Origin of the sequence: Paraburkholderia sp. (genome assembly GCF_047605525.1) — a bacterium.
Lineage (GTDB): Bacteria > Pseudomonadota > Gammaproteobacteria > Burkholderiales > Burkholderiaceae > Paraburkholderia.
Genome location: NZ_JASGFN010000011.1, coordinates 214,609 through 235,141, shown reverse-complemented (window position 1 = coordinate 235,141; position 20,533 = coordinate 214,609). Strand labels below are relative to the sequence as shown.

Annotated in this window: 17 protein-coding genes and 1 pseudogene; 7 read left to right on the top strand and 11 right to left on the bottom strand. The window is 66.5% G+C overall.

The window, feature by feature from the left end; translation table 11 throughout:
* Positions 1-533: 533 nt before the first annotated feature.
* Positions 534-1,325, top strand: coding sequence for a hypothetical protein (locus tag QM685_RS17915; RefSeq protein ID WP_415117708.1), 792 nt, complete (start codon positions 534-536; stop codon positions 1,323-1,325).
* Positions 1,279-2,499, top strand: coding sequence for a diguanylate cyclase domain-containing protein (locus tag QM685_RS17910; RefSeq protein WP_415117707.1), 1,221 nt, complete (start codon positions 1,279-1,281; stop codon positions 2,497-2,499). Before QM685_RS17915 ends, QM685_RS17910 begins: the two co-directional genes overlap by 47 nt.
* A 35-nt stretch (positions 2,500-2,534) precedes the next feature.
* On the opposite strand, the gene QM685_RS17905 is transcribed toward QM685_RS17910, so the two are convergent.
* From QM685_RS17905 to QM685_RS17895, 3 genes are all read right to left on the bottom strand, one after another.
* Complete coding sequence (locus QM685_RS17905) at positions 2,535-3,185, bottom strand: glutathione S-transferase family protein (protein ID WP_415117706.1); 651 nt, start codon at positions 3,183-3,185, stop codon at positions 2,535-2,537.
* Between the two features lie 264 nt (positions 3,186-3,449).
* The gene (locus tag QM685_RS17900; RefSeq protein ID WP_415117705.1) at positions 3,450-4,925 is read right to left on the bottom strand and encodes a sodium:solute symporter family protein; all 1,476 of its coding nucleotides are present in this window, start codon (positions 4,923-4,925) and stop codon (positions 3,450-3,452) included.
* Positions 4,922-5,137 carry a DUF3311 domain-containing protein gene (locus tag QM685_RS17895; RefSeq protein WP_415117704.1) on the bottom strand — a complete coding sequence of 72 codons (216 nt, stop codon included), beginning with the start codon at positions 5,135-5,137 and terminating at the stop codon, positions 4,922-4,924. The genes QM685_RS17900 and QM685_RS17895 overlap by 4 nt, the downstream gene beginning before the upstream one ends.
* Positions 5,138-5,439: 302 nt before the next feature.
* Here QM685_RS17895 and QM685_RS17890 point away from each other — a divergent pair, with 302 nt between their 5' ends.
* Complete coding sequence (locus tag QM685_RS17890) at positions 5,440-6,114, top strand: MarC family protein (RefSeq protein ID WP_415117703.1); 675 nt, start codon at positions 5,440-5,442, stop codon at positions 6,112-6,114.
* 13 nt (positions 6,115-6,127) lie between these two features.
* Here QM685_RS17890 and QM685_RS17885 read toward each other — a convergent pair whose 3' ends face one another.
* The 4 genes and pseudogenes from QM685_RS17885 to QM685_RS17870 form a co-directional block, all read right to left on the bottom strand.
* Positions 6,128-7,888, bottom strand: a complete 1,761-nt coding sequence (locus tag QM685_RS17885) for a cobaltochelatase CobT-related protein (RefSeq protein WP_415117702.1) — start codon at positions 7,886-7,888, stop codon at positions 6,128-6,130.
* 71 nt (positions 7,889-7,959) lie between these two features.
* Positions 7,960-9,219 (bottom strand): AAA family ATPase, encoded by a 1,260-nt coding sequence (locus QM685_RS17880; protein WP_415117701.1) that lies wholly within the window; start codon positions 9,217-9,219, stop codon positions 7,960-7,962.
* A 63-nt stretch (positions 9,220-9,282) separates the two neighbouring features.
* Positions 9,283-11,499, bottom strand: a pseudogene (locus tag QM685_RS17875) (FdhF/YdeP family oxidoreductase).
* Positions 11,496-11,846 (bottom strand): hypothetical protein, encoded by a 351-nt coding sequence (locus QM685_RS17870; RefSeq protein ID WP_415117700.1) that lies wholly within the window; start codon positions 11,844-11,846, stop codon positions 11,496-11,498. The pseudogene QM685_RS17875 and the gene QM685_RS17870 overlap by 4 nt, the downstream one beginning before the upstream one ends.
* Positions 11,847-12,027: 181 nt before the next feature.
* On the opposite strand from QM685_RS17870, the gene QM685_RS17865 reads away from it, so the two are divergent.
* A complete protein-coding gene (locus QM685_RS17865; protein WP_415117699.1) occupies positions 12,028-12,273 on the top strand; it encodes a DUF6723 family protein in 246 nt (81 codons plus the stop codon).
* Between the two features lie 14 nt (positions 12,274-12,287).
* Here the strand turns inward: QM685_RS17865 and QM685_RS17860 are convergent, their stop codons facing one another.
* On the bottom strand, positions 12,288-12,524 hold the full coding sequence (locus tag QM685_RS17860; protein ID WP_415117698.1) for a hypothetical protein: 237 nt from the start codon (positions 12,522-12,524) through the stop codon (positions 12,288-12,290).
* Between the two features lie 172 nt (positions 12,525-12,696).
* On the opposite strand from QM685_RS17860, the gene QM685_RS17855 reads away from it, so the two are divergent.
* The 3 genes from QM685_RS17855 (at position 12,697) to tkt (ending at position 15,912) form a co-directional block, all read left to right on the top strand.
* A complete protein-coding gene (locus QM685_RS17855; protein ID WP_415117779.1) occupies positions 12,697-13,020 on the top strand; it encodes a hypothetical protein in 324 nt (107 codons plus the stop codon).
* Between the two features lie 46 nt (positions 13,021-13,066).
* Positions 13,067-13,612, top strand: a complete 546-nt coding sequence (locus tag QM685_RS17850) for a cupin (RefSeq protein WP_415117697.1) — start codon at positions 13,067-13,069, stop codon at positions 13,610-13,612.
* 224 nt (positions 13,613-13,836) lie between these two features.
* The gene (gene tkt / locus QM685_RS17845; RefSeq protein ID WP_415117696.1) at positions 13,837-15,912 is read left to right on the top strand and encodes a transketolase; all 2,076 of its coding nucleotides are present in this window, start codon (positions 13,837-13,839) and stop codon (positions 15,910-15,912) included.
* 28 nt (positions 15,913-15,940) lie between these two features.
* Here tkt and QM685_RS17840 read toward each other — a convergent pair whose 3' ends face one another.
* The 3 genes from QM685_RS17840 to QM685_RS17830 all read right to left on the bottom strand — a co-directional run bounded on the left by QM685_RS17840 (position 15,941) and on the right by QM685_RS17830 (position 20,434).
* The gene (locus QM685_RS17840; protein ID WP_415117695.1) at positions 15,941-17,071 is read right to left on the bottom strand and encodes a hypothetical protein; all 1,131 of its coding nucleotides are present in this window, start codon (positions 17,069-17,071) and stop codon (positions 15,941-15,943) included.
* A gap of 211 nt (positions 17,072-17,282) precedes the next feature.
* Positions 17,283-18,395 (bottom strand): cell division protein ZapE, encoded by a 1,113-nt coding sequence (gene zapE / locus QM685_RS17835; protein WP_415117694.1) that lies wholly within the window; start codon positions 18,393-18,395, stop codon positions 17,283-17,285.
* Positions 18,396-18,598: 203 nt separating this feature from the next.
* The gene (locus QM685_RS17830) at positions 18,599-20,434 is read right to left on the bottom strand and encodes a thiamine pyrophosphate-requiring protein (protein ID WP_415117693.1); all 1,836 of its coding nucleotides are present in this window, start codon (positions 20,432-20,434) and stop codon (positions 18,599-18,601) included.
* Positions 20,435-20,533 lie beyond the last annotated feature (99 nt).

Here is a 20,533-nt window from a genome sequence, read left to right as displayed (position 1 = left end):
ATTTTTATGCTGACCGATGACGTTAAGCCAGGCTGATCCGGGCATCACGCGGATTCGCGCGATGCGCGGGCGTGACCTTACCACTGCGTGCGCACTATTCGGGAATCTGCTGAACAGTAGCAGGTTGGTCGGCTGTTTCGGCACGCTCGCGCGGCGCGTGATGTCGTCGGTCGCCCGCAGGGCATTCACGTCGCCGCCTTGAAATCGCGCGCAAACTATCCTATAGGCGTGGTTGTTGCATACGAAACACCGGTCACGTTGGCGCGTTTTGCAGAAACCCCGTCGCCACGTGCATGCAGACGAATGGCATCGCAGCCCGGCTGCCTGCCGCTTTGCAGCTTTTACCTGTTCTCCGCGCTTTTTGCGGTCTGCCGTCGCCGTTGACGCTGTCATTTGAAACGCAACGTTACCGTGCTGTCGTCCGCTTGCGAGAGAATGACATTCATCGGACAGCGTATGCGGCGTCCGCGCGAACGCGCATCCCGCCCGCGGCCTGTCAGCCAGAAGTAGCACGTATTCCGGAGCGTATTGCGATGGCTACGAATAGCGACGATACCGATCCGCGTCAGCCCGACGCGGACGACCTGGACCCCGATTCCGACCTCGACGGCCTGCGCGCGTCGGGCGCTGCGCCACCGCGCTTCGGCCGGCTGGCGTTATGCGTTGCCGCGGCGGGGGCGCTGACCTTCGGCGTGATCGGCACTGTCGCATACGGCGTCTGGTTCAACCACGATCAGCAGACGTATGCGGAGGCCATCACCAGCGCGCGCCGCGCGCTGGGCTCGTCGGAGCCGGGCGGGACGCGCGGCTTCGCGCAGTCCGCCGCGCAGGCCGGACCGCCGCGCGCGGCGGCGCAACCCGCGCACAGCGAGGACACAGCAGTTGCCACGACCGTTACGCCCATTGCGCCCGCGACGTCGACGGCAGCGCTGTCCACGCGACCCGCCGCGACACTGAAAGCAGACGAGGAGGGCGGCGGGCATGCGATCTGGTCTGGACAGATCCAGCAGAGCGCTCCCGATGCGAATTCACCGACGGCGCTCGCCGATACGTCGCCCGATCTTTACGCCACCCCCGCCGCCGCCCAATCGTCCGCTGCCACGCAGCGCGCCGCGAACGCCGCCGATTCCCCCGCGCCGCAGTCCGTGCCCAGCCGCACGGCAAAGGACGCCAGGCTCGCGCAGCAGGACCGGCGTGCCGCGCCGGCGAACGCGAAGCACCGGAGCAATCTGTTTGCGCGCGTGGGGCAGTTCTTTCGACGTGTGAGCTACCGTCAACATGGCAGCGGACGCCAGCAACAACAAGACATCTACTCGCACCCCTGAGTGCGATGGGTGCTCTGGGAGTCGCGGCGACGCGCCCGAACGCGTGCCGGTGCGGCGCTCGCAGCCAGAATCGGGGCCAGGATCGAGGCCGGGTCCCGCGACGATTGCCGTGGCCGCGCTGCTGTGCCTGCTGATCGGCCTGCTGTATCTGGCCACGCAGATGCGCACGATCTTCTCCGATCAACTGAAGCAGGAATATGCGGGCCTTGTGCTCGAGGCCGCCGAACGCGCCGAAAGTGCGCGCGAACAATGGGCCGTCTGGCAGCGGATGCCCGGCGCCGCGTCCCGTCACGACGCGGCCTTCGTCGACGGCTACAACCAGGCGCGCGCCGAATTCGCGCGGTGCTTCGCGGCGCTCGCGGCGCTGGCGAACGCGAGTCCGTCGCCCGAACCGCCGATGTCGCCCGGCAAGCTGAACGCGAACCTCACCCCCGAGGCGGCCGGCGCTGCGCTCGGCAGCGTGTCCGCGTACTGGCGCGCGCAACGCGACGCCCATAGCGCAGATGCGCGGCTGCGCGTAACGCACGTCGCGCGCACGCTCATCGCGCTCGCCGCTCTGCTGTTCTGCATGCTGATCACCGCGCTCGGCATGTACGCGAAACGCAACCGGCAGCTAGCCGGACAGTCGCACGAATTCGAACATGCGTCGCTGCACGATTCGCTGACCGGTTTGCCGAACCGCCGCAGGCTGCTGAGCGCGCTCGATGAAGCCGCAACGAGCGCGCGCGCCGCGCCGGCACCGCACCGGATCGCCGTGCTCTATATCGATCTCGACGGTTTCAAGCAGGTCAACGATTCGTTCGGGCATCCGACCGGCGACGCATTTCTCGCCAGGGTAGCGGCGTGTTTTCGCGCGTCGGTTCGCCGGACCGATCTCGTCGCGCGTATCGGCGGCGACGAATTCGCGGTGCTGGTGCAGGCGTTTTCGAACGAAATGGAGCTGGCCGATATCGCGCGGCGATTGATCGATTGCGTGGTATTCATCGACGAGCAGATGGGAATCGGCCTCGTGCGCGCGAGCGTCGGCATCGCGAGCTTTCCCGATAGTGTCGGCGATCACCGCCGCCTCGTCGCCGCGGCCGATGAGGCGATGTATCAGGTCAAGCGCGACGGCAAGAACGGCTATGCGTTTGCGAAGCGGGCGGGGCGCCCGAGCCGGACCGCGGCGGCATGACGTGGTGGTGCCAACCGCCCCGCCGCACGTACGCGTCAACTATCGTCGTTGCGCCAATCGCTCAGCTTTTCGCGCTCGTTCAATTCGATAAACAACGGCAGTGCGCGCAGCCTGCGGATATAGCTCGCGAGATGCGGCCATCCAACCGTCGCCGGGCGCGGCATGTTGCGAGTCCAGCGCATCAGCACGAGCGCAAGCAGATCCGCGGTGCTGAGCCGGTTGCCCGCGAGATACGCGTGTCCATCGGCGAAATGCGCGTCGAGCCGCGCGCAGGCTTCCTCGATGCGACGCCGCGCCAGCGCGCGTACCGAGTCGGCGCCGGCCGGATCGCCGTCGCTATCCGCGTAGAACCAGTCGCGCATCGCGGGCAGCAGCGTGTTCGCAAGATAGATCATCCATTCGAGCCACGACGCGCGTTCCGCCGAGCCGGGCGCGGGAGCGAGGCCGGCGTCGGGATGGCGCTCGGCGAGCAGCATCAGCAGCGCGGCCGATTCATGGCGCGGCGTGCCGTCGACGACCAGCGTCGGCACGCGTCCGGCCGGATTCAGGCGCAGATAGTCGGGGTCCCGCTGCTGGCCCGCGTCGATATCGACAAGGCGCGCTTCGAACGGCACGCCTATTTCCATCAGCATCCAGTGCACGGGCATGCTGGCCGCGCCGGGCGAATAGTAGAGAACGTAGGACATGTGGAGGCTCCGCGAGTCGACTGAATGACGGGCGCGAGGGTTCGAATCCGTCTGGATTCTTGCAGTCGCGCGCGCCGGTGCGCGGAGATAGTTTAGCGGCGTTCGCCGGCCGCGTGGCTTGCGACGGGCCGTTTCGTGGCCGCTTTCATCGGCCGTTTCGTGGCCCCCTTCATCGGCCGCCGCATGAGTCGCTTCATCGAACGAAAGCAGAATGAAAGAAGGGCTGCCGCCGAAGCGGACAGCCCTTCGAACGTGCCGCGCGACTCAATGCACCGACGCGTGCGACTCCTGATCGGCCGGGCGCGACTGCGTGAGCGCGCTGACGATCACGAACACGATCACATTGACCGCGAGCGCGAGGAAGCCGATGTTGACGTCCTTCAGCGGTTCCGGCAGGAACGGCATCAACTGGCCGACGCTCCAGTGCAGCGTCGTGGTCAGCGTGACCACCGCGACGCCGGCCACGATGCCGCAGAACGCGCCCTGCTTGGTCGCGCGGTTGCGCGGGAACAGGCTGCAGATCACTGCCGGGAAGAGCTGGGTCACGAAGTTGTAGCCCATCAGCAGCAGCGCGACGATCGTCTCGCCGCCGTGCAGCGTGAAGCCGACCGCGACGAGCGCGACCACCGGCACCAGCATGCGCGCGATCGTGGCCACGGTCGCGTCCGTGGCGTTGCGGTTCACCATGCCTCGATAGACGTCGTTGGCGAGCAGCGTCGACGCGGAGGTCAGGATCATCGAGCCCGGCACCAGCGCGGTCAGGATACCGGCCGCGCCGATCACGCCGATGAACCACGGATCGAACGTCTGCAACGACAGGCGGAACAGCGACAGGTCGATGTCGGCGCCCGTCAGGCCGGGCACGCGCAGCGTCGCCGCGAAGCCGACGAAGAACACGAACAGCAGGATCAACTGATAGAGCGGCAGCACCGCGGCGTTGCGGCGGAAGATGCGCTCGTCCCTGGCGGTGAAGATCGAGCCGAACGTATGCGGCCACATGAAGAAGCCGAGCGCGGTCAGCAGCACGGTCGACTGGAACCAGACCACGCTCGAGCCGTGCGCAGGGAAGGTCAGGAAGCCGGGGCGCGCCGCGTCGAGCGTGCGGAACATTTCGCCGATACCGCCGTAGTAGTGCAGCGGCAGATAGATGCCGAGGAACAGCACGATCGCGAGAATCAGCAGATCCTTGGCGACCGAGTTCCACGCGGAGCCGCGCACGCCCGACACGATCACGTACACGGTCACGACGATCGCGCCGATCCAGATCGCCGCGGTCGACGAAATCGCGCCGTACGAAGCGGTCGCGACGATGATGCCGAGCCCCTTCAGTTGCAGCACGAGGTACGGAACCAGCGCGGCCACGCCGACCAGCGCGACGAGCGTGCCGAGCGCCGGGCTGTCGTACTTGCGCGTGAAGAAGTGCGGCTGCGACACGAGATGGTGTGTCTTCGCATAACGCCAGATCGGCGGCAGCATCCAGTACGACAGGATATAGGCGAGCGTGCCGTACGCGAGAATGTAATAGACCGGCGCGCCCTTGCCGTACGCGAAGCCGCTGCCGCCGAGGAACGTGAAGGTCGTGTAGATTTCGCCGGCCATCAGCAGGAACACGAACGCGGTGCCGAAGCTGCGGCCGCCGACGGTCCATTGCTCGAGGCTCATGTCATGGCCGCGTCGCGCGCGCACGCCGAGAAAGAGCGCGCCCAGCGTGACGGCCGCGATGATGACGAGTGCGCTCATGGGCGAACCTCCTCGCCTTCGGCGGCGACATGACGGTTGGATCGGTCGAGGTTGTAGACGATTGCCATGATGATCGAACTCAGGATCACCCACATGACGATCCAGGCCAGCACGAACGGCATGCCGAGCACGAGCGGCTCGACCCGATTGACAAACGCAATGCCGACCAGCATGCCGATGAACGGCAGCGCGGCAAGTACACGAAGCAACATGAGGGCAGCTCCTCGAACCAGTAATAAGTGTTGTTGAAAGTCCGGCTTCGCTGAGGACTTTATGCCGGATACTTCCGTTCCGTAAAGTGGGTCAAAATAAATGTGAGGCCGCGAAAGTTGCGGATGCATCTTTCAGGCCAGGATTGCTGCACTGCAAGGCGGTGCGTGGCCTTGGGCGTGCCCGCGCGGGCAGGGTGCCCGGTATGTCTTTTTTGCGGTTTTGCCGGCGCGGCGCGATATCATCTGCCACCCATGCAGCATTTCCCGCGCCGACACACGCGGACACACGGACACGCATATCTATGGTCGAAAGTCTGATCTCGGACATTCTGTTTGGCTTTACCGGGTTGATCAGCATCATCAATCCGATCGGCGGTGCTTTCGTTTTCCTTGACCGCACCGCGTCGCTGACCCACGAAGAGCGCACCGTGCTCGCTCGCAAGATCGGCATCAACGCCGCGTGCGTGCTGCTGGTCGCGTTCTTCATCGGCACCCCGATTCTGCATTTCTTCGGCATTTCGATGGAGGCGCTGCGCATCGGCGGCGGCCTCGCGCTCGCGGTGGGCGGCTGGCAGATGCTCAATGCGCCGGACACACCGGCCGAGCAGACGGAAGTCAAGCGCGTCGACGCGGACAACGCGATGTCGCGCGCATTCTTCCCGCTTACCGTGCCGCTGACTACCGGCCCCGGTTCGATCGCGACCGCGATCGCGCTCTCCGCGAATCGCACGCACAAGCTGTCGGCGTTCGTGATGTCGAGCATCGCGTCGGTCGCGATCACGTTCGCGGTGGCCTTCACCGTTTATCTGATCTATAGCCGCGCGACGGTTTTCGCGCGCTACCTCGGCGTCGAGGGCACCAAGGTCGCGCTGCGGGTGTCGGCGTTTCTGCTGCTGTGCATCGGCGTGCAGATCATACTGACCGGCGTGTCCGAATTCCTGATTCCGATTGCGACGATGCCGCCGGTGGCCAGATAACGCCGCCACGCGGTTAACGGGCGAGCAGCATCGAACCGAGCACGGAGAACGCCGTCGCCGGCAGCTCGGCGAGGCGGCTGATCACCACGTTGCGCGGGTAAAAGTCTTCCACCGCGTCGGTCAGCACGCCGATCCCCACGAGCTCGATGCCGCGTTTGCCGATCGCCGCGACGCGTTCGCGCAGATCGCTGCGCAACACCCGCGGATCGCCGTCGCCGGTGGACGGATAGCCGTCGGAGAACACCATCAGGATGCGGCGCGCGGCCGGATGATCGGCAAGTCGCGTCGCGGCCCATGCGAGCGCCTCGCCGTCCGGGTTTTCATGACCGCAGTCGATTTCGGCGATACCGCTCAGGTCCGTCGCGCCGAAGCGTTTGTAGATCTTCAGATCGAGCCGTTCGACGAAGCGGTTGTAGCGGCGCAAATCCGTGCCGGCCGCGAGCTGCCGCTCATGGAGCTGCCTCATCGGCGCCGATTCGAGCGAGCAATAGCCGAGCACTTCGCAATCGAACGACAGTTGGGTGAGCGCATCGCACAGCGCGCTCGCGCACAGGCGTGCGAGTTCGATCTTGCGCCCGGCCATCGAACCGCTACGGTCGATCAGCAGGCTCACCGCGACGTCGCGCCCCCTGGCGGCGCGCTGCGTGCGAAACGGCGTGCGATAACCGGGCGACGTCGCGAGCTTCGCGAGCGCGGTGCGGTCGATCTCGCCGCGCTCCTGCTCGCGGCGCCAGCGGATGCGTTCGTCGGCGCAAAGCGCGCGTTCGAGCTTGTCCTTCAGCGGCGCGGTGTCCGCGCGGGCTTGCGCGCGCAGCGCGCGCCATGCGGCGCTGTCGCCCTGGCCGGTGAGATCGGCGATCACGTCGAATTCGGTGGCGAGCGGAATCGACAGCAGCATGGGTGCCGCGGACGTGGCGGCCGCGCCGGGTTCGCCGGCGTCGCGCGTGGCGGCCGACGGTGAATCGGCGAGCGTTTGTCCCATGCCGACCGCGTCGTCGGACTGGGCGCCGCCGCCTTTCTCCGAGGGCGGCGTGGCCGCGTTGTCCTGATTGGCCAGCACGGTATCGTCGTCGCTGAACGAGGCGGACGAGACCGCCGTTTCCGTGTCGATGTCCTCAACCGGACCGGCGCTGAACATCATGCTGTTCGCATCGCCCGCCGACAAAGCCCGTACCCGCGCGACCAGGTCCCGCGCGAGCGCGATGCTGCGCGCGGTCGAACCGCTCCCGCGCGCCTCGTGCAGCAGATCCTGCGCGGCATGCAACGCGGCGAGCAGCGAATGGCTCGCTTCGGTGCGCGTCGGTGTTTCGTCCCACAGCGTGCGCTCGACCAGCCACGCGAGCCGGTCGCGCCAATGCAGCTTCGGCCAGCGTTGCCGCGCGCGCGCGGCCGCATGCGCGCGCAACCTGCCGATGAACCAGCGCGCGCCCGGATATTCGTCGAGCAGTTGCGCGCACACGCGGCGATCGTCGATCACCTGCGCGAGCTTTGCGGTAATACCCGTGGGCAACGCGTCGAGCTGCGCGAGCGACGCGTGTTTCGCGCGCGCGACCAGCAGGTCCAGATAGCCGATCAGCACGTCGCGTTCGACGCCGCCGTTCGCCTCGTAATCGGGAATCACGATGCGGCCCGGCTCGACGCGCGGGCCATCGGGGCTGAACACGACCGTCACGCCGTATTGCCCGGTCAGCACGCGCGCGACCTTGCCGAGCGTCGATTCGAACGCGAAGCCTTGCGTGTCGCGTTGCAGGTGGGCCGGGTGCCGGGCGTTCATCGCTGTCGCTGGGTTGTCGTCGCTGGGTGTCGTCAGCTACTTCCGTTTGGTGTTTCCGCGCGGGCCTTTGCTCAGTCCGCCGGCGCGATGTGATGACGGATGATGCCGCGAATCAGCGCGGCGTCTTCCGGACTCACCTTCGCATAGATGGCCGGGGCCGCCGCGCGCTCCGGGTCGCCGGTGCGCAGCATCAGTTCGGCCCAGTCGAGCAGCCGCCGCGTCGAGAACGCGCTCGCCAGGTCCTCGCGCGCGAACGCCGCGCGGCAGTCGGCGGCAATCGCGGCGAGCGTGAGCGCGAGCGGGCGCGTCATATGCGGCGCGAGCGTGCGCATCAATACGTCGGTTTCCTCGGCGGGCGTCAGATAGTCGAGCAGGTACACGCGCCAGCGATCGAGAAACGCCTCGTTCATCAGGTTCGCGCCCTGATACAGATGGCGGAACTGGCTCATCGCGCCGACCGCGTTCGCGGTCGCGAAGAGCCGGAAGGCCGGATGCGGCGCGACGATTTCGTTGCCTTTCTCCTTCAGCACGAGCCGGCCGTGCGGTTCGAGCACGGCGGTCAGCGCGGCCAGAATCGACGGTTCGGCGAAGTCGATTTCATCGACGATCAGCCACAGGCCTTCGCGCATCGCGGTGGGCAGCACGCCGTCGACCCACAGTGTCTCGCCACCCTTGACGGTCCAGAAACCGACGAAATCGCCGACCGTCGTCTGTCCGTTCATGTTCGAGCGCAACACGCCATGCCGGGAGCGCGCGGCGACCTGTTCGATCAGGCTGGTCTTGCCGGCGCCCGTGTGACCGATCAGCATCACGCGGCGGTTCTCGACGATGTCTTCGACGATGTCGTTGAAACGCGGCGAAAACAGATACGCGGGGTTGATGCGCGGCACGAGCGGATGGGGCGCGCCGCGTCGCACGTCGACGTGGCCGATGCGCACGGTGCCGTGCGGCTCTTCCCGGGCGGTTTCATCCGCTGCCGCGCGCTCCTGCTTCGCGGCCAGCATGCCCGCCGATGCCCGCCGCAGCTCCGGCATGAAGGCGACGCGGGTGGGCACATCGCCTGCGCCCGCGTCGCCGCCGTCGATTGCAAAGCCTTCGCGGCGCCACTTCTTCAGCTTCGCGCGCAGATTTTCCGCATCGACGACCAGATCGATATCGACCACGCCCGCGCCGTTTTCATCGCCGGTGCCGTGTTCGAGGCGATAGGTTTCGGGCCGGTCGCCGACGCTCACGCGCCACCATTGCGCGCCGCTCTGCGTCGCGCGCCGATAGAGGCCGAGGTTGTCGTCCTTGTTTCCGTCTTCGGGTTCGATCAGGTCGGGCGCGCTCATGGCAAGAGGGTCGAAGGTCGAATCGCACCATGCGTTTCGATCTGGCCGAGGCCAGCTTGCCGATCATCTTATCGTGCGCGGCTTTCGATCGTCCAGGTTGTCGCCGCGCGCGTCGCGTGGCGGCGCCGCCGGCAGCTTGCGCAGCCGCACCGGAATCGACTTCGACGCCGGCACCAGACTCGCCTTCGCATGATGCGCGAGCGGGATCAGTCCGTTGCATTCGGGGTAATAGCCCATCACGCAGCCGCGCGGGATGTCGTACGCGTGCACGCGCATGCCGTCGATCTCGCGCGCGAGTCCATCGTCGCAGACGGTCGAGATACGCACCGCCTCGCCTTCCACGAAGCCGAGACGCGCGAGATCGTCCGCATGCATCAGCAGCACGTCGCGCGTGCCGTGCACGCCGCGAGCGGCCGGTGAAAACCGCCGGGTTGCCGGAAGCGGCGGTTGAAATCCTTGAACTGATCCGGATACGTGCGCTCGATCGCGTCGCGCACGAGCGCGTAATCGCCGACCCATGCATCCCAGTCGATGCGCGGATTGCGCGGCAGCAGCGCCTGGGCGATCCCCGCGACGATCGCCGGCTCCGCCAGCAGCATGTCGCTGACCGGTTCGGCCAGCCCGTGCGAGCCGTGGATGCACGCGGTGCTGTCTTCGACGCTGACCCACTGCTCGCCGCTCGCCCGGCGGTCGATCTCGATGCGCCCGAGGCACGGCAGCAGGTACGCGACTTCGCCATGCAGCAGGTGGCTGCGGTTGAGCTTCGTCGCGATCTGCACGGTCAGGCGCAGGCGCCGCCATGCCGGGTCCATCACCTGATGATCCGGAATCGCCACCTGGAAATTGCCGCCGAGCCCGATAAACGCCTTGACCCTGCCGTCGAGCACGCCCCGGCACGCCTCGACGGTGCTCAGCCCTTTGTCGCGCGGCGGCTCGAAGCCGTACAGCGCCTTCAATCTGTCGAGCGGCGCGAGCTCCGGCTTTTCGGTGATGCCGACCGTGCGCTGCCCCTGCACGTTGGAATGGCCGCGGATCGGACAGATGCCGGTGCCGGGGCGGCCGATATTGCCGCGCAGAAGCAGCAGGTTCGACAGCATCTTCACGTTGTCGACGCCGCTGCGATGCTGCGTGATGCCCATGCCGTACAGCACCATCGCCGCGTTCGCGTGCGCGTAGACACGCGCGGCTTTTTCGAGCGCGGCGCGCGGCAGTTGCGCATGCCGCTCGATGTCCTCCCATGAGATCGCGCGCATTGCCTGCGCGAAGGCCTCGAAGCCCTGCGTATGCTCCGCGATGAACGCGGCGTCGACCACGCGCGGACAGCCGCTGCGCCGCGCCTCGTCGTCCCATTCGATCAACTGCTTGCACAGGCCCGCAATCGCGGCGAGATCACCGCCCACCTTCACCTGATGGTATTGCGTGCTGATCTGCGTCTGCGCGGGCGTCAGCATGTCGAGCGGCGATTGCGGATTCGCGAAGCCGACGAGACCGGCCTCGCGCAGCGGATTGAACGTGATGATCTGCGCGGCGCGTCTGCGTGCGTCCTGGAGCTGATGCAGCATGCGCGGCGCGTTCGTGCCGGTGTTGTGGCCGAAGAACAGCATGCAGTCGGTGGACGCGAAATCCTCGAGCTGCACGGTGCCGACCGGCACGCCGATCGTCGTCGGCAATGCGACCGACGTGCTTTCGTGGCACATGTTCGAGCTGTCCGGCAGATTGTTGGTGCCATAGAGGCGCGCGAGCAGCGCAAACATATACGAGGTTTCGAGCGACGCGCGCCCCGACGTATAGAACACCGCTTCGTTCGGCTCGATCTGGCGCAGTTCGCGCGATGTCGGCGAACGCGTGTTCCCAGGTGGTCTGCACGTAGCGGTCGGTGGCCGCGTCCCAGCGCATCGGCGCGCTCAGGCGGCCGCGCGATTCGAGCGCGAAGCCGCTCCATCCGCGCAGCTCCGTCAGCGTATGAGTCGCGAAGAAGTCCGCGTCGATGCGCCTGTTGGTGATTTCCCACGCGGTCGCTTTCGCGCCGTTTTCGCAGAATTCGAACAGATGCGGATCCGCGGGTTTGGCCCATGAGCAACTGACGCATGCAAAGCCTTCCGGCTTGTTCTGCCGCGACAGGACCCGGCTGCCGTTCAGCGCGACATGCTCGCGCACGAGGATCGACGAGACTGCTTTCAGCGAGCCCCAGCCGCCCGCCGGATGGTCGTAAGGCTTAAGGGGCGCGGCGGCTGCTTCGGTGTCGGGGGCGGCCCCGGTATGCGCGGAGTTCGTGCTCATGTCCACTCCTGATGGTTGTCCGCCGATCGGTACGGGCGGTTTGTCCGGGAGGGCCGCAATGAGTGGACCTGTGTGTTGCCCGCGCACGATGCATGCAAGGGCGGGGGGCTCGCCGGCGGATCGCCCTCGGGTGTGTCGTCCGGATCGCCGAGGGGATCGTCGGGCAGCGGATCAGGATCGATGTTCGGCGGTGGTGTTTTGGGCGGCGTCTGAGGGTCGACCTCGGGTGGCATCGGTGTGTGCAGGCGATACATGAGTGGGTCCGTGTGCGACAGCGTCCGCAACGGGCGCGGGTCGAGTTTGCCGAACACGCGGCGCGGGTGAAGGGTCGGGTGGGGTAAATACATCGGGCTCTCCTGGGGTGTCCGTGTTCGGATGCGCAACCCTCATGCCCCGACGCCGCGCTTATCGGCGATCAGCGCGCGACGCATCGGCGCCGCGTTGAGGAACGTCTATTGCTTGATGCCGTCACGCGCACGACATGGCGCGCGACATCGACATACGCAAAGCACAGGACGAGGAACGCACATGGCGCGACACAAGGCCGACGTGGCTGACGATGAGTTCGAGATTTACGCCAGCTATCACGGAACAGGCGACGGCCGTTACATCGGAGGACTGAAGGTGGTCAGGAAAGCGGACAGGCGGGTCCTGTTTCCGTTCGACGGCGCGCCGCAGATCGGCCCCTATGCGACCGCCGACGAAGCGCGGCGCGCGGCCATCGCGTACGGCCGCGAGATCGTCGCGGCGGATCGCGCGGCGCCGGAGAGTTGAGCGCGGCCGCGCCATCACGGCATGCCGCCGAGCGATGGGGAAATCGTGCTGCCGCGCGCGGGGTCGTCCGGATGCCGGTCGGGCACGACGGGGCACGCCGACAGCGGCGGATGCTCGCGGTAGCAGGTGTCGACCGAACCGTCGACGAGGCATTGCTGGAAGGCATCGGCGTCGCTCTTTTGCGCGAACGCATACAGCGTGCGCTCGACCTGCACTTCGGTGTCGGATACGCGGATGGTCGTGATGCTCATGAAGTGCTCCTTTTTACAAAGAGATCGTGCGGCTCTGCACGTGTCGATGCCGCAATGGCCGTGCCCGTTGTTCCGCCATTGCGGCCTGGGCGGCGAGATCTGCGCCCGCTCGGGAAGGCTCGATTGTTGCTGCGCGAATGAGGTGCCTGAAGTGATTAACGAGGAGGGCGTCATGCAGGATCACCAGTCGACCGATATGCCGATGAAGGAGCCGGCCGCCGCGCCAGCCGGAAAGCAACCCGAAAGCCGCGCCACGCCGGCCACGTCCGAAGAAGTCAGGGCGCGCAACAAGCCGAGCGGCACGCACTATGTCGAGCCGAGTCCGCTCGGGATCGAGCCGGTCGAGCAGACCGGCGTGGACCGGCAGACCAACCCCCGGCGTTCGAACGAGCCGGCTCGTCAAACCGCCGAAGTGCCGCTCGGCACCGGCGGGCACGCCGAGCCGCCGGGCGGCGGCGGGCGCGAATCTCATCACAAGGAGCGGGGCGGTCAATGACGTCGCGCGCCGGCGACTCGCATCGGAAAGCCAGGAGCCCATCATCATGTTCAACGATTCAAAGCACGGTTTCGACGCCGCGCAGACCGGGTACGAAGCGTTCATGCTCGCGCCGCACGACTGGGTGCCGAACAATCGCAAGCTGCCGGTCGTGATCTACCGGCGCGCGCTGGCGCCGGCAAGCGGCAATCTGGCCAGCGAGTTCGAGATCCTGTTCGAGCGCAACGCGTGGCCGGCGCAATGGCGCAACAGCATCTTCGATTTCCATCATTTCCATGCGACCGCGCACGAGGTGCTCGGCGTCACCGGCGCGCGCGCCGAGGTGATCGTCGGCGGGCCGGGCGGGCGTGTCGTGACGCTGCACGCGGGCGACGTGCTGCTGTTGCCGGCCGGCACCGGCCATTGCCTGCAATCGTTCGAGCGGCACTTTCAGGTGGTGGCCGGCTATCCGGCGGGACAGCAGTGGGACATCCGCCGCGAAGCGCTGACGCCGGGCGAACTCGCGAAGATGCAGGCGTTGCCGTTTCCGCCGCTCGATCCGGTCGACGGCAAGCAGGGTCCGCTGATCGAGCATTGGCTGCACGCGGCCTGAACGTCATTCGTTTCCGCACAGCGAACCTGTGGCGGCATCGCGTGCAGAGTTGCGTGGATCGGCGCATCATCTGTGGGCTTCGCCGCGATTTCCGGCACGCGCTTTCATCTTTCACGTATCGCCGACGTACCGCGTGACTCCACGCCGACCCGATGCGCCGCTTCCCGCGAGCGCCGCGCAATGCGCCCCGGCCATCTTCCGAATTGCCGAACAAGGAGCGTCTCATGCAAAACGATTCCGCCCTCGATCAGTTGTGCATCAACACGATCCGCACGCTGTCGATGGACGCCGTGCAAAAAGCCAATTCCGGCCACCCCGGCACGCCGATGGCGCTCGCGCCGGTCGCCTATCACCTGTGGCAAAACCATCTGCGCTACGACCCCGATGAACCGCTGTGGCCGAATCGCGACCGTTTCGTGCTGTCGGTCGGACATGCGTCGATGCTGCTTTATTCGCTGCTGCATCTGGCCAACGTGAAGGCCGTCGACGGGCACGGCAAGCCGACCGGCGCGCCCGCCGTCTCGCTCGACGACATCGAGCATTTCCGCCAGCTCGACAGCAGGACGCCCGGCCACCCCGAATACCGGATGACCACCGGCGTCGAAACCACCACGGGGCCGCTCGGCCAGGGGCTCGGTAACAGCGTCGGCATGGCGATGGCCGCGCGCTGGTACGAAGCGCATTTCAACCGCGCGGACGCGCCGCTGTTCGATTACCGCGTCTACGCGCTCTGCGGCGACGGCGACATGATGGAAGGCGTGTCGCACGAAGCGGCGTCGCTCGCGGGCCATCTGAAGCTGTCGAACCTGATCTGGATTTACGACAGCAACCGCGTGACGATCGAAGGCCATACGGACCTCGCGTACAGCGACGATGTGGAGAGCCGCTTTCACGGCTACAACTGGCATACGCTGCACGTCGACGATGCGAACGACGCGGCCGCGCTCGAAAAGGCACTGGTCGAAGCGAAGAGCGTGACGGACCGGCCGACGCTGATCGTGGTCCACAGCATCATCGGCTGGGGCGCGCCGCATAAGCAGGACACCGCGTCGGCGCACGGCGAACCGCTCGGCGTCGACGAAGTGGCGCTCGCGAAAAAGGCCTACGGCTGGCCCGAGGACAAGTTCTTCTACGTGCCGGATGGCGTGCACGAACGCTTCGCGCAAGGCATCGGCGCGCGCGGCAAGGCGGCGCGCGAGCAATGGCAGACGAAGTTCGAAGCCTATAAAAAGCAGTATCCGGAGCTCGCGCGCGAATTCGCGCAGATCGAAGCGCACGAATTACCCCAAGGCTGGGACAGCGATATCCCGAACTTCGACGCGGACCCGAAAGGCATCGCGACGCGCGAATCGTCGGGCAAGGTGCTCAATGCGATCGCCGCGCGCGTGCCGTGGATGATCGGCGGTGCCGCCGACCTCTCGCCCTCGACGAAAACCAATCTCAAGTTCGAAGGCGCGGGTAGCTTCGAAGCGGACAACTACGGCGGCCGCAATCTGCACTTCGGGATTCGCGAACACGGCATGGGCGCGGTCGTCAATGGTCTCGCGCTGTCGAATCTGCGGCCGTTCGGCTCGACGTTCCTGATCTTCAGCGACTATATGAAGCCGCCGATCCGGCTGTCGGCGATCATGGAAGTGCCGGCCATCTATATATTCACGCACGATTCGATCGGCGTCGGCGAGGACGGCCCGACGCATCAGCCGATCGAGCAGCTTGCGTCGCTGCGCGGCGTGCCGGCGCTCACCGTACTGCGCCCCGGCGATGCGAACGAAGCGGCCGAGGCGTGGCGCGTCGCGCTCACGCAGCCGCATCGGCCGGCCTGCATCGTCGTGTCGCGCCAGCCGCTGCCGACGCTCGATCGCAGCCGCTATGCGCCCGCCAGCGGTGTCAGGCGTGGCGCCTATGTGCTCGCCGATGCACCCGCCGGACAGAAGCCGCAGGTGATCCTGATGGCGACCGGCAGTGAACTGTCGATTTGCGTCGACGTGTACGAGAAGCTGAAGAGCGAGGGTATCGCGGCGCGCGTCGTGTCGATGCCGTCGTGGGACATCTTCGAGCGCGAGGACAGTGCGTATCAGGAGTCGGTGCTGCCCGCGGACGTCGAGGCGCGCGTCGCGGTCGAGCAGGCCGCGTCGCTCGGGTGGGACCGCTATACCGGACGGCTCGGCGCGCAGATCGTGATGCATACGTTCGGCGCGTCGGCGCCGATTGCCGAGCTGAAGAAGAAGTTCGGCTTCACGCCGGAGCACGTGTACCGCGCGGCGAAGGAGCAGATCGAACGGGTGAAGGCAAAGGGCTGAGGCCCGCGCGCGGCGCAGTGAGGCACGCTCAATTCGCCGGAATCGTCACCACCGGCGCCTTGCTGCTGGTATCGGCTTCGGCGAGCGCCATCAGATTCTGCACCACCGTGAACGCGTATTTCGAATCGAAGTCGTTGCGCTCGACCCAGTACATCGACGGTCCATACGCGATCGACACGTACGCGTCGGCGGGCGCGGCCTTGCCCGAATGCACGATGATCGTCGGACGCGTTTCGCCGCCGATCAGGCCGACGGTCGGCTTGGTCGAGCCGTCGCTGATCCGTTCGACCGGCACCTGCACCTGCGCGCCGAGATCGCTGAGGATGCCGAGCACCGAGCGCGTCACCATCGGGATACGGTCGCCGTTCCGATACGCCGACGACGGTCCATACACGATCTCGTAGCTGCGCGTCTTCGGCGACAGATGCAGCAGTTTTCGCACGCGCGCGACATCCGCGGCCGTGCGCGGCGATTCGCCGCTCGTGGTCGCGCCGATCACGAGGAACACGCCCATTTGTCCGGTGTTGGCCGCGCTATTGCCGCTCCTGTTGCCCGCCTTGTCGGCCGTCCTGGTGTCGGGCTGGCGCGATTCGATGTTCAGCTCGCCGGCGAGTTGCAAACGCCGCAACGCCTGCAGCAGCTCGAAGAAGCCCGGCGCGCCCGCGCTGTTTTCGCCGCCGAGCGCGTTGCCGTTCTGCAGGCCGCCGATCGATTGCGCGGTGATCCGCAACAGCAGATCGATCGGCACGCCGCCTTCGGCGAGCGGCAGCACCAGCGCCGGCGCGAGCGGACGGATATAGGCGGATGCGAATGCTTCGCCGGTGGTCGGCGTGAACGTGAAGGTCGGGCGATTCGAATACGACACGCTGCCGGTCGCCTGTGCGTAGTTCGGCATGCTGCCCGACCCGGTGTTGAGCGTGGCGCCGCCGGTGGTGTCGAACGTGTACGCGGCGATGATGCTGCTGACGGTCAGGAAGGCCGGCGCGTCGCCGTAACGCAGGCCGATCACGGCGGCGAGAATCTCGCGCTTCTTCGCGTCGCCGAGCGCGCGGGCGTAGTCGACCTGATCGGCCTTCAGGCGGGCAGGCCCGATATGCACACAGGCGGAAGTGAGACAGGCGGCGCACAGCGCGGCGGCGACGGAAGCGGTTCTGAACATGGCAACGGGCGCAAGCGGGGTTAATCCGCTGAAGAATGGAGTTCGTCGTCGGCGGTAGCAGAACCCATTCCCGTGCCAGCGGCCGGTATCGATGTTTATGCGCAGTTACCTGCCCCCGCCGCCGTTGGCAGGATTTGCCGCCGGCTTGCAAGATTTGCATGAAATTTGCGCGGCGCCAGTGGGCCAGCGAGATGACCCACGCACACCGCGCTTACGAACCTTCGGCCTGTTCGGCTCGTTTCACCTCATCGGTCTTTTCGTCGCCGATTGCATCGAGCGCGCCGCGATATGCGCGCGATTGCATTTCCGCCAGCCGGCTCAACGTGCGCGACAGATCGTGCGCGCCTTCGAGTCCGATCAACGCCGTCTCGATCGGCTGATCGGACGCGATGAACAGCGCGCGCTTGCGATCGTAGAAGATGTCGATCAGCCATATGAGGCGCTGCAACGTATGCGACTGCTGGAGTGCCGCGGTGTGCAGGTTATCGACGATGAGCCCTTGCCATTGCCCGGCGAGATCGAGGTAATCGAGGTGCGAACGGCTCGCCACGCACAGTTGCTCGAAGTCCACCCACAGCAGCGCGCGTCCCGCCGCGCGCGCCGCGAGCGGGCGGCCTGCCGCGCTCAGCATCGACGGCTCGACAGGCGCGCCGGGTTCGTGGCTTGCGAAGATCTCCCGCAGCGCGTGCTGGCTCGACGTGTCGAGCGGCGCGAAAAAGCGCGGCACCTCGGCCGCTTCGCCGCCGAAACGGTAGTCGCGCGCGCCATCGAAATGAATCACCGTGAAGCAGCGTTTGATCTGCGCGATGGTCGGCAGGAAACGCTCGTGAAACTCGGAGTCGGGCAGCAGATCGTCGGGCGCGTAGTTCGAGGTCAGCACGATGCGTATGCCGAGTCCGATCGCGGTATCGAGAAAGCGGCCCATCAGGAACGCGTCGGCGATGTCGTGCACGTGGAATTCGTCGAAGCACAGCAGCTCGATGCCGTCGAGCCATTGCCGCGACACGTCGCCGAGCCGGTCGTCGCCGCGCGGCGCATTGACGAGCCGCCGGTTGATCTCGCGCAGAAATTCGTGAAAGTGCAAACGCCGCTTGCGGCACTGAGCGAGTTCGAACAGGGTATCGACGACGAGGCTCTTGCCGCGTCCCGGCAGCCCGTGGCAGTAGACGCCTTGCGGCGCGAACGCGGCGCTGGACCACGCGTGCCGCGCGTGTTGCTGCGAGCCGAGCAGCGCGGCGAGCGCGCTGATGGCCTCGCGCTGACGCGTATCGGGTGTGATGCCGCGCGCCGCCAATGCGCGTGTGATGCGGGCTTCGTCAGGCATCGGCGGGGGCCGCCGCGAAGACGGAGAGGATAGGTGCGGACATGAAAGGACGGCTGACGTAGGAACGTGCAACAGGAGCGTGCAACAGCGCATGCAACCAGCGCATGCAACCAGCGCGCGTCATTTTAACAGCCACATCCCCCGTCAAAACCGTTGCCGCCCGCACGCCGGTCGAGCGCTTGTCGTTGCGCTCCTTCGTGACGTCATGGGTCGCGATGCCCCGGCAGCACCGCGCCGAGCACCTGCTTCGCCGTTTCGACGACGACGTTGCCTTCGTCGGGATCGCCCTTCATCAGCGTCGACGCAAACGCCTTCGCCTGCGCGAGCGTGATGTGCGGCGGCAGCGGCGCGACATCCGGATCGGCCTTCACCTCGATCACGACCGGACGATTCGCGCCGAGCGCATCGTCCCACGCAGCGGCCAGTTGTTCGGCATCGTCGACATAGATACCCTTGAGACCGATCAGCTCCGCGAAACGGTGATACGGCACGGACGGAATATCCTGTGATGCCTCGAACTTCGGATCGCCTTCCATCGCGCGCTGCTCCCATGTGACCTGATTGAGGTCGCCGTTATTGAGCACCATGCAGATCCAGCGCGGATCGCGCCAGCGTTGCCAGTATTTGGCGACCGTAATCAGTTCGGCCATATTGTTCATCTGCATCGCGCCGTCGCCGACCAGCGCGATCACGGGCCGCTCGGGGTACGCGAACTTCGCGGCGATCGCATACGGTACCGCCGCGCCCATCGACGCAAGCCCGCCCGACAGCGAGCACATCATGCCGCGCTGCACCTGAAGATCGCGTGCATACCAGTTCGCGACCGAACCCGAATCGCTGGTGACGATCGCGTTCGACGGAATCCGCCTCGACAGTTCCCATACCGTGCGCTGCGGATTGACGCCATTTCTCGCAGGCTCGTGCGCGCGTTTGTCGAGCGTTTTCCACCAGTCCGACGTCCAGCCTTCGATCCGCTCGCGCCACCCGCGGTCTTTCTTCTCTTCGAGCAGCGGCAGCAGCGCGCGCAACGTCTCGGCGCTGTCGCCGACCAGGTTCACCTCCATCGGATAGCGCAGGCTCAGCATATCGGCCTTGATATCGATCTGCACGCCGCGCGCGTCGCCTTCCTTCGGCAGAAATTCCGCATACGGGAAGCCCGAACCGATCATCAGCAACGTGTCGCAATGGGTCATCATGTCGTAGCTCGGCTTCGTGCCGAGCAGGCCGATCGAACCGGTGACCCACGGCAGATCGTCGGGCAGCACGGCCTTGCCGAGCAGCGCCTTGGCGACGCCCGCGCCGAGCCGATCGGCAACGGCTGTCACTTCGTCGGTCGCTTCGAGCGCGCCCGCGCCGACGAGAATCGCAACCTTGCGGCCCGCGTTGAGCACGTCGGCCGCCCGGCGCAACTGGTCGTCACGAGGCACGACGCGCGGCCGCTCGAAGCCGATGCCCGAATGCAGCGTGCCGTGCTTGCGGCCCGGCGGCTCATAGGGCAGGTCCTGCAGATCGTTGGGCAGCACGATCGCGGTAACCGTGCGTTCGGCCAGCGCGATGCGCACCGCGCGGTCGACCAGATGGCGCACCTGCGCGGGCACCGCCGCCTGGCCGACGAACGAGCCGGCGACGTCCTTGAACATCGAGAGCAGATCGAGCTCCTGCTGATAGTGTCCGCCGAGCGCCGCGCGCGCCTGCTGTCCGGCAATCGCGAGCACCGGCATATGATCCATGCGCGCATCGTAGAGGCCCGTCAGCAGATGCGACGCGCCGGGCCCGGACGTCGCGATGCACACGCCCAGCTCGCCGGTGAACTTCGCGTGCGCGGCGGCCATGAACGCGGCCATTTCCTCGTGACGGACCTGAATGAATTCGATCGGGCCCGGCTGATCCGTGTCCTTATGGCGTTTTTTCGCATTGGACTGCGCGCGGTTCAGCGCGCCGAACACGCCGTTGATGCCGTCGCCCGGATAGCCATAGATGCGCCGCACGCCCCATGCGTGCAGCCGGTCGATGATGAAGTCGCCGACGGTTTCAGCCATGATCCTCGCTCCTCGAAGTTCGTTCGATGCCGCCGTGCGAGACGGCATGATCGTGGAACGGGCGAGCAAGGGGTGTTCCTTGCGGGGGTATCGAACAGA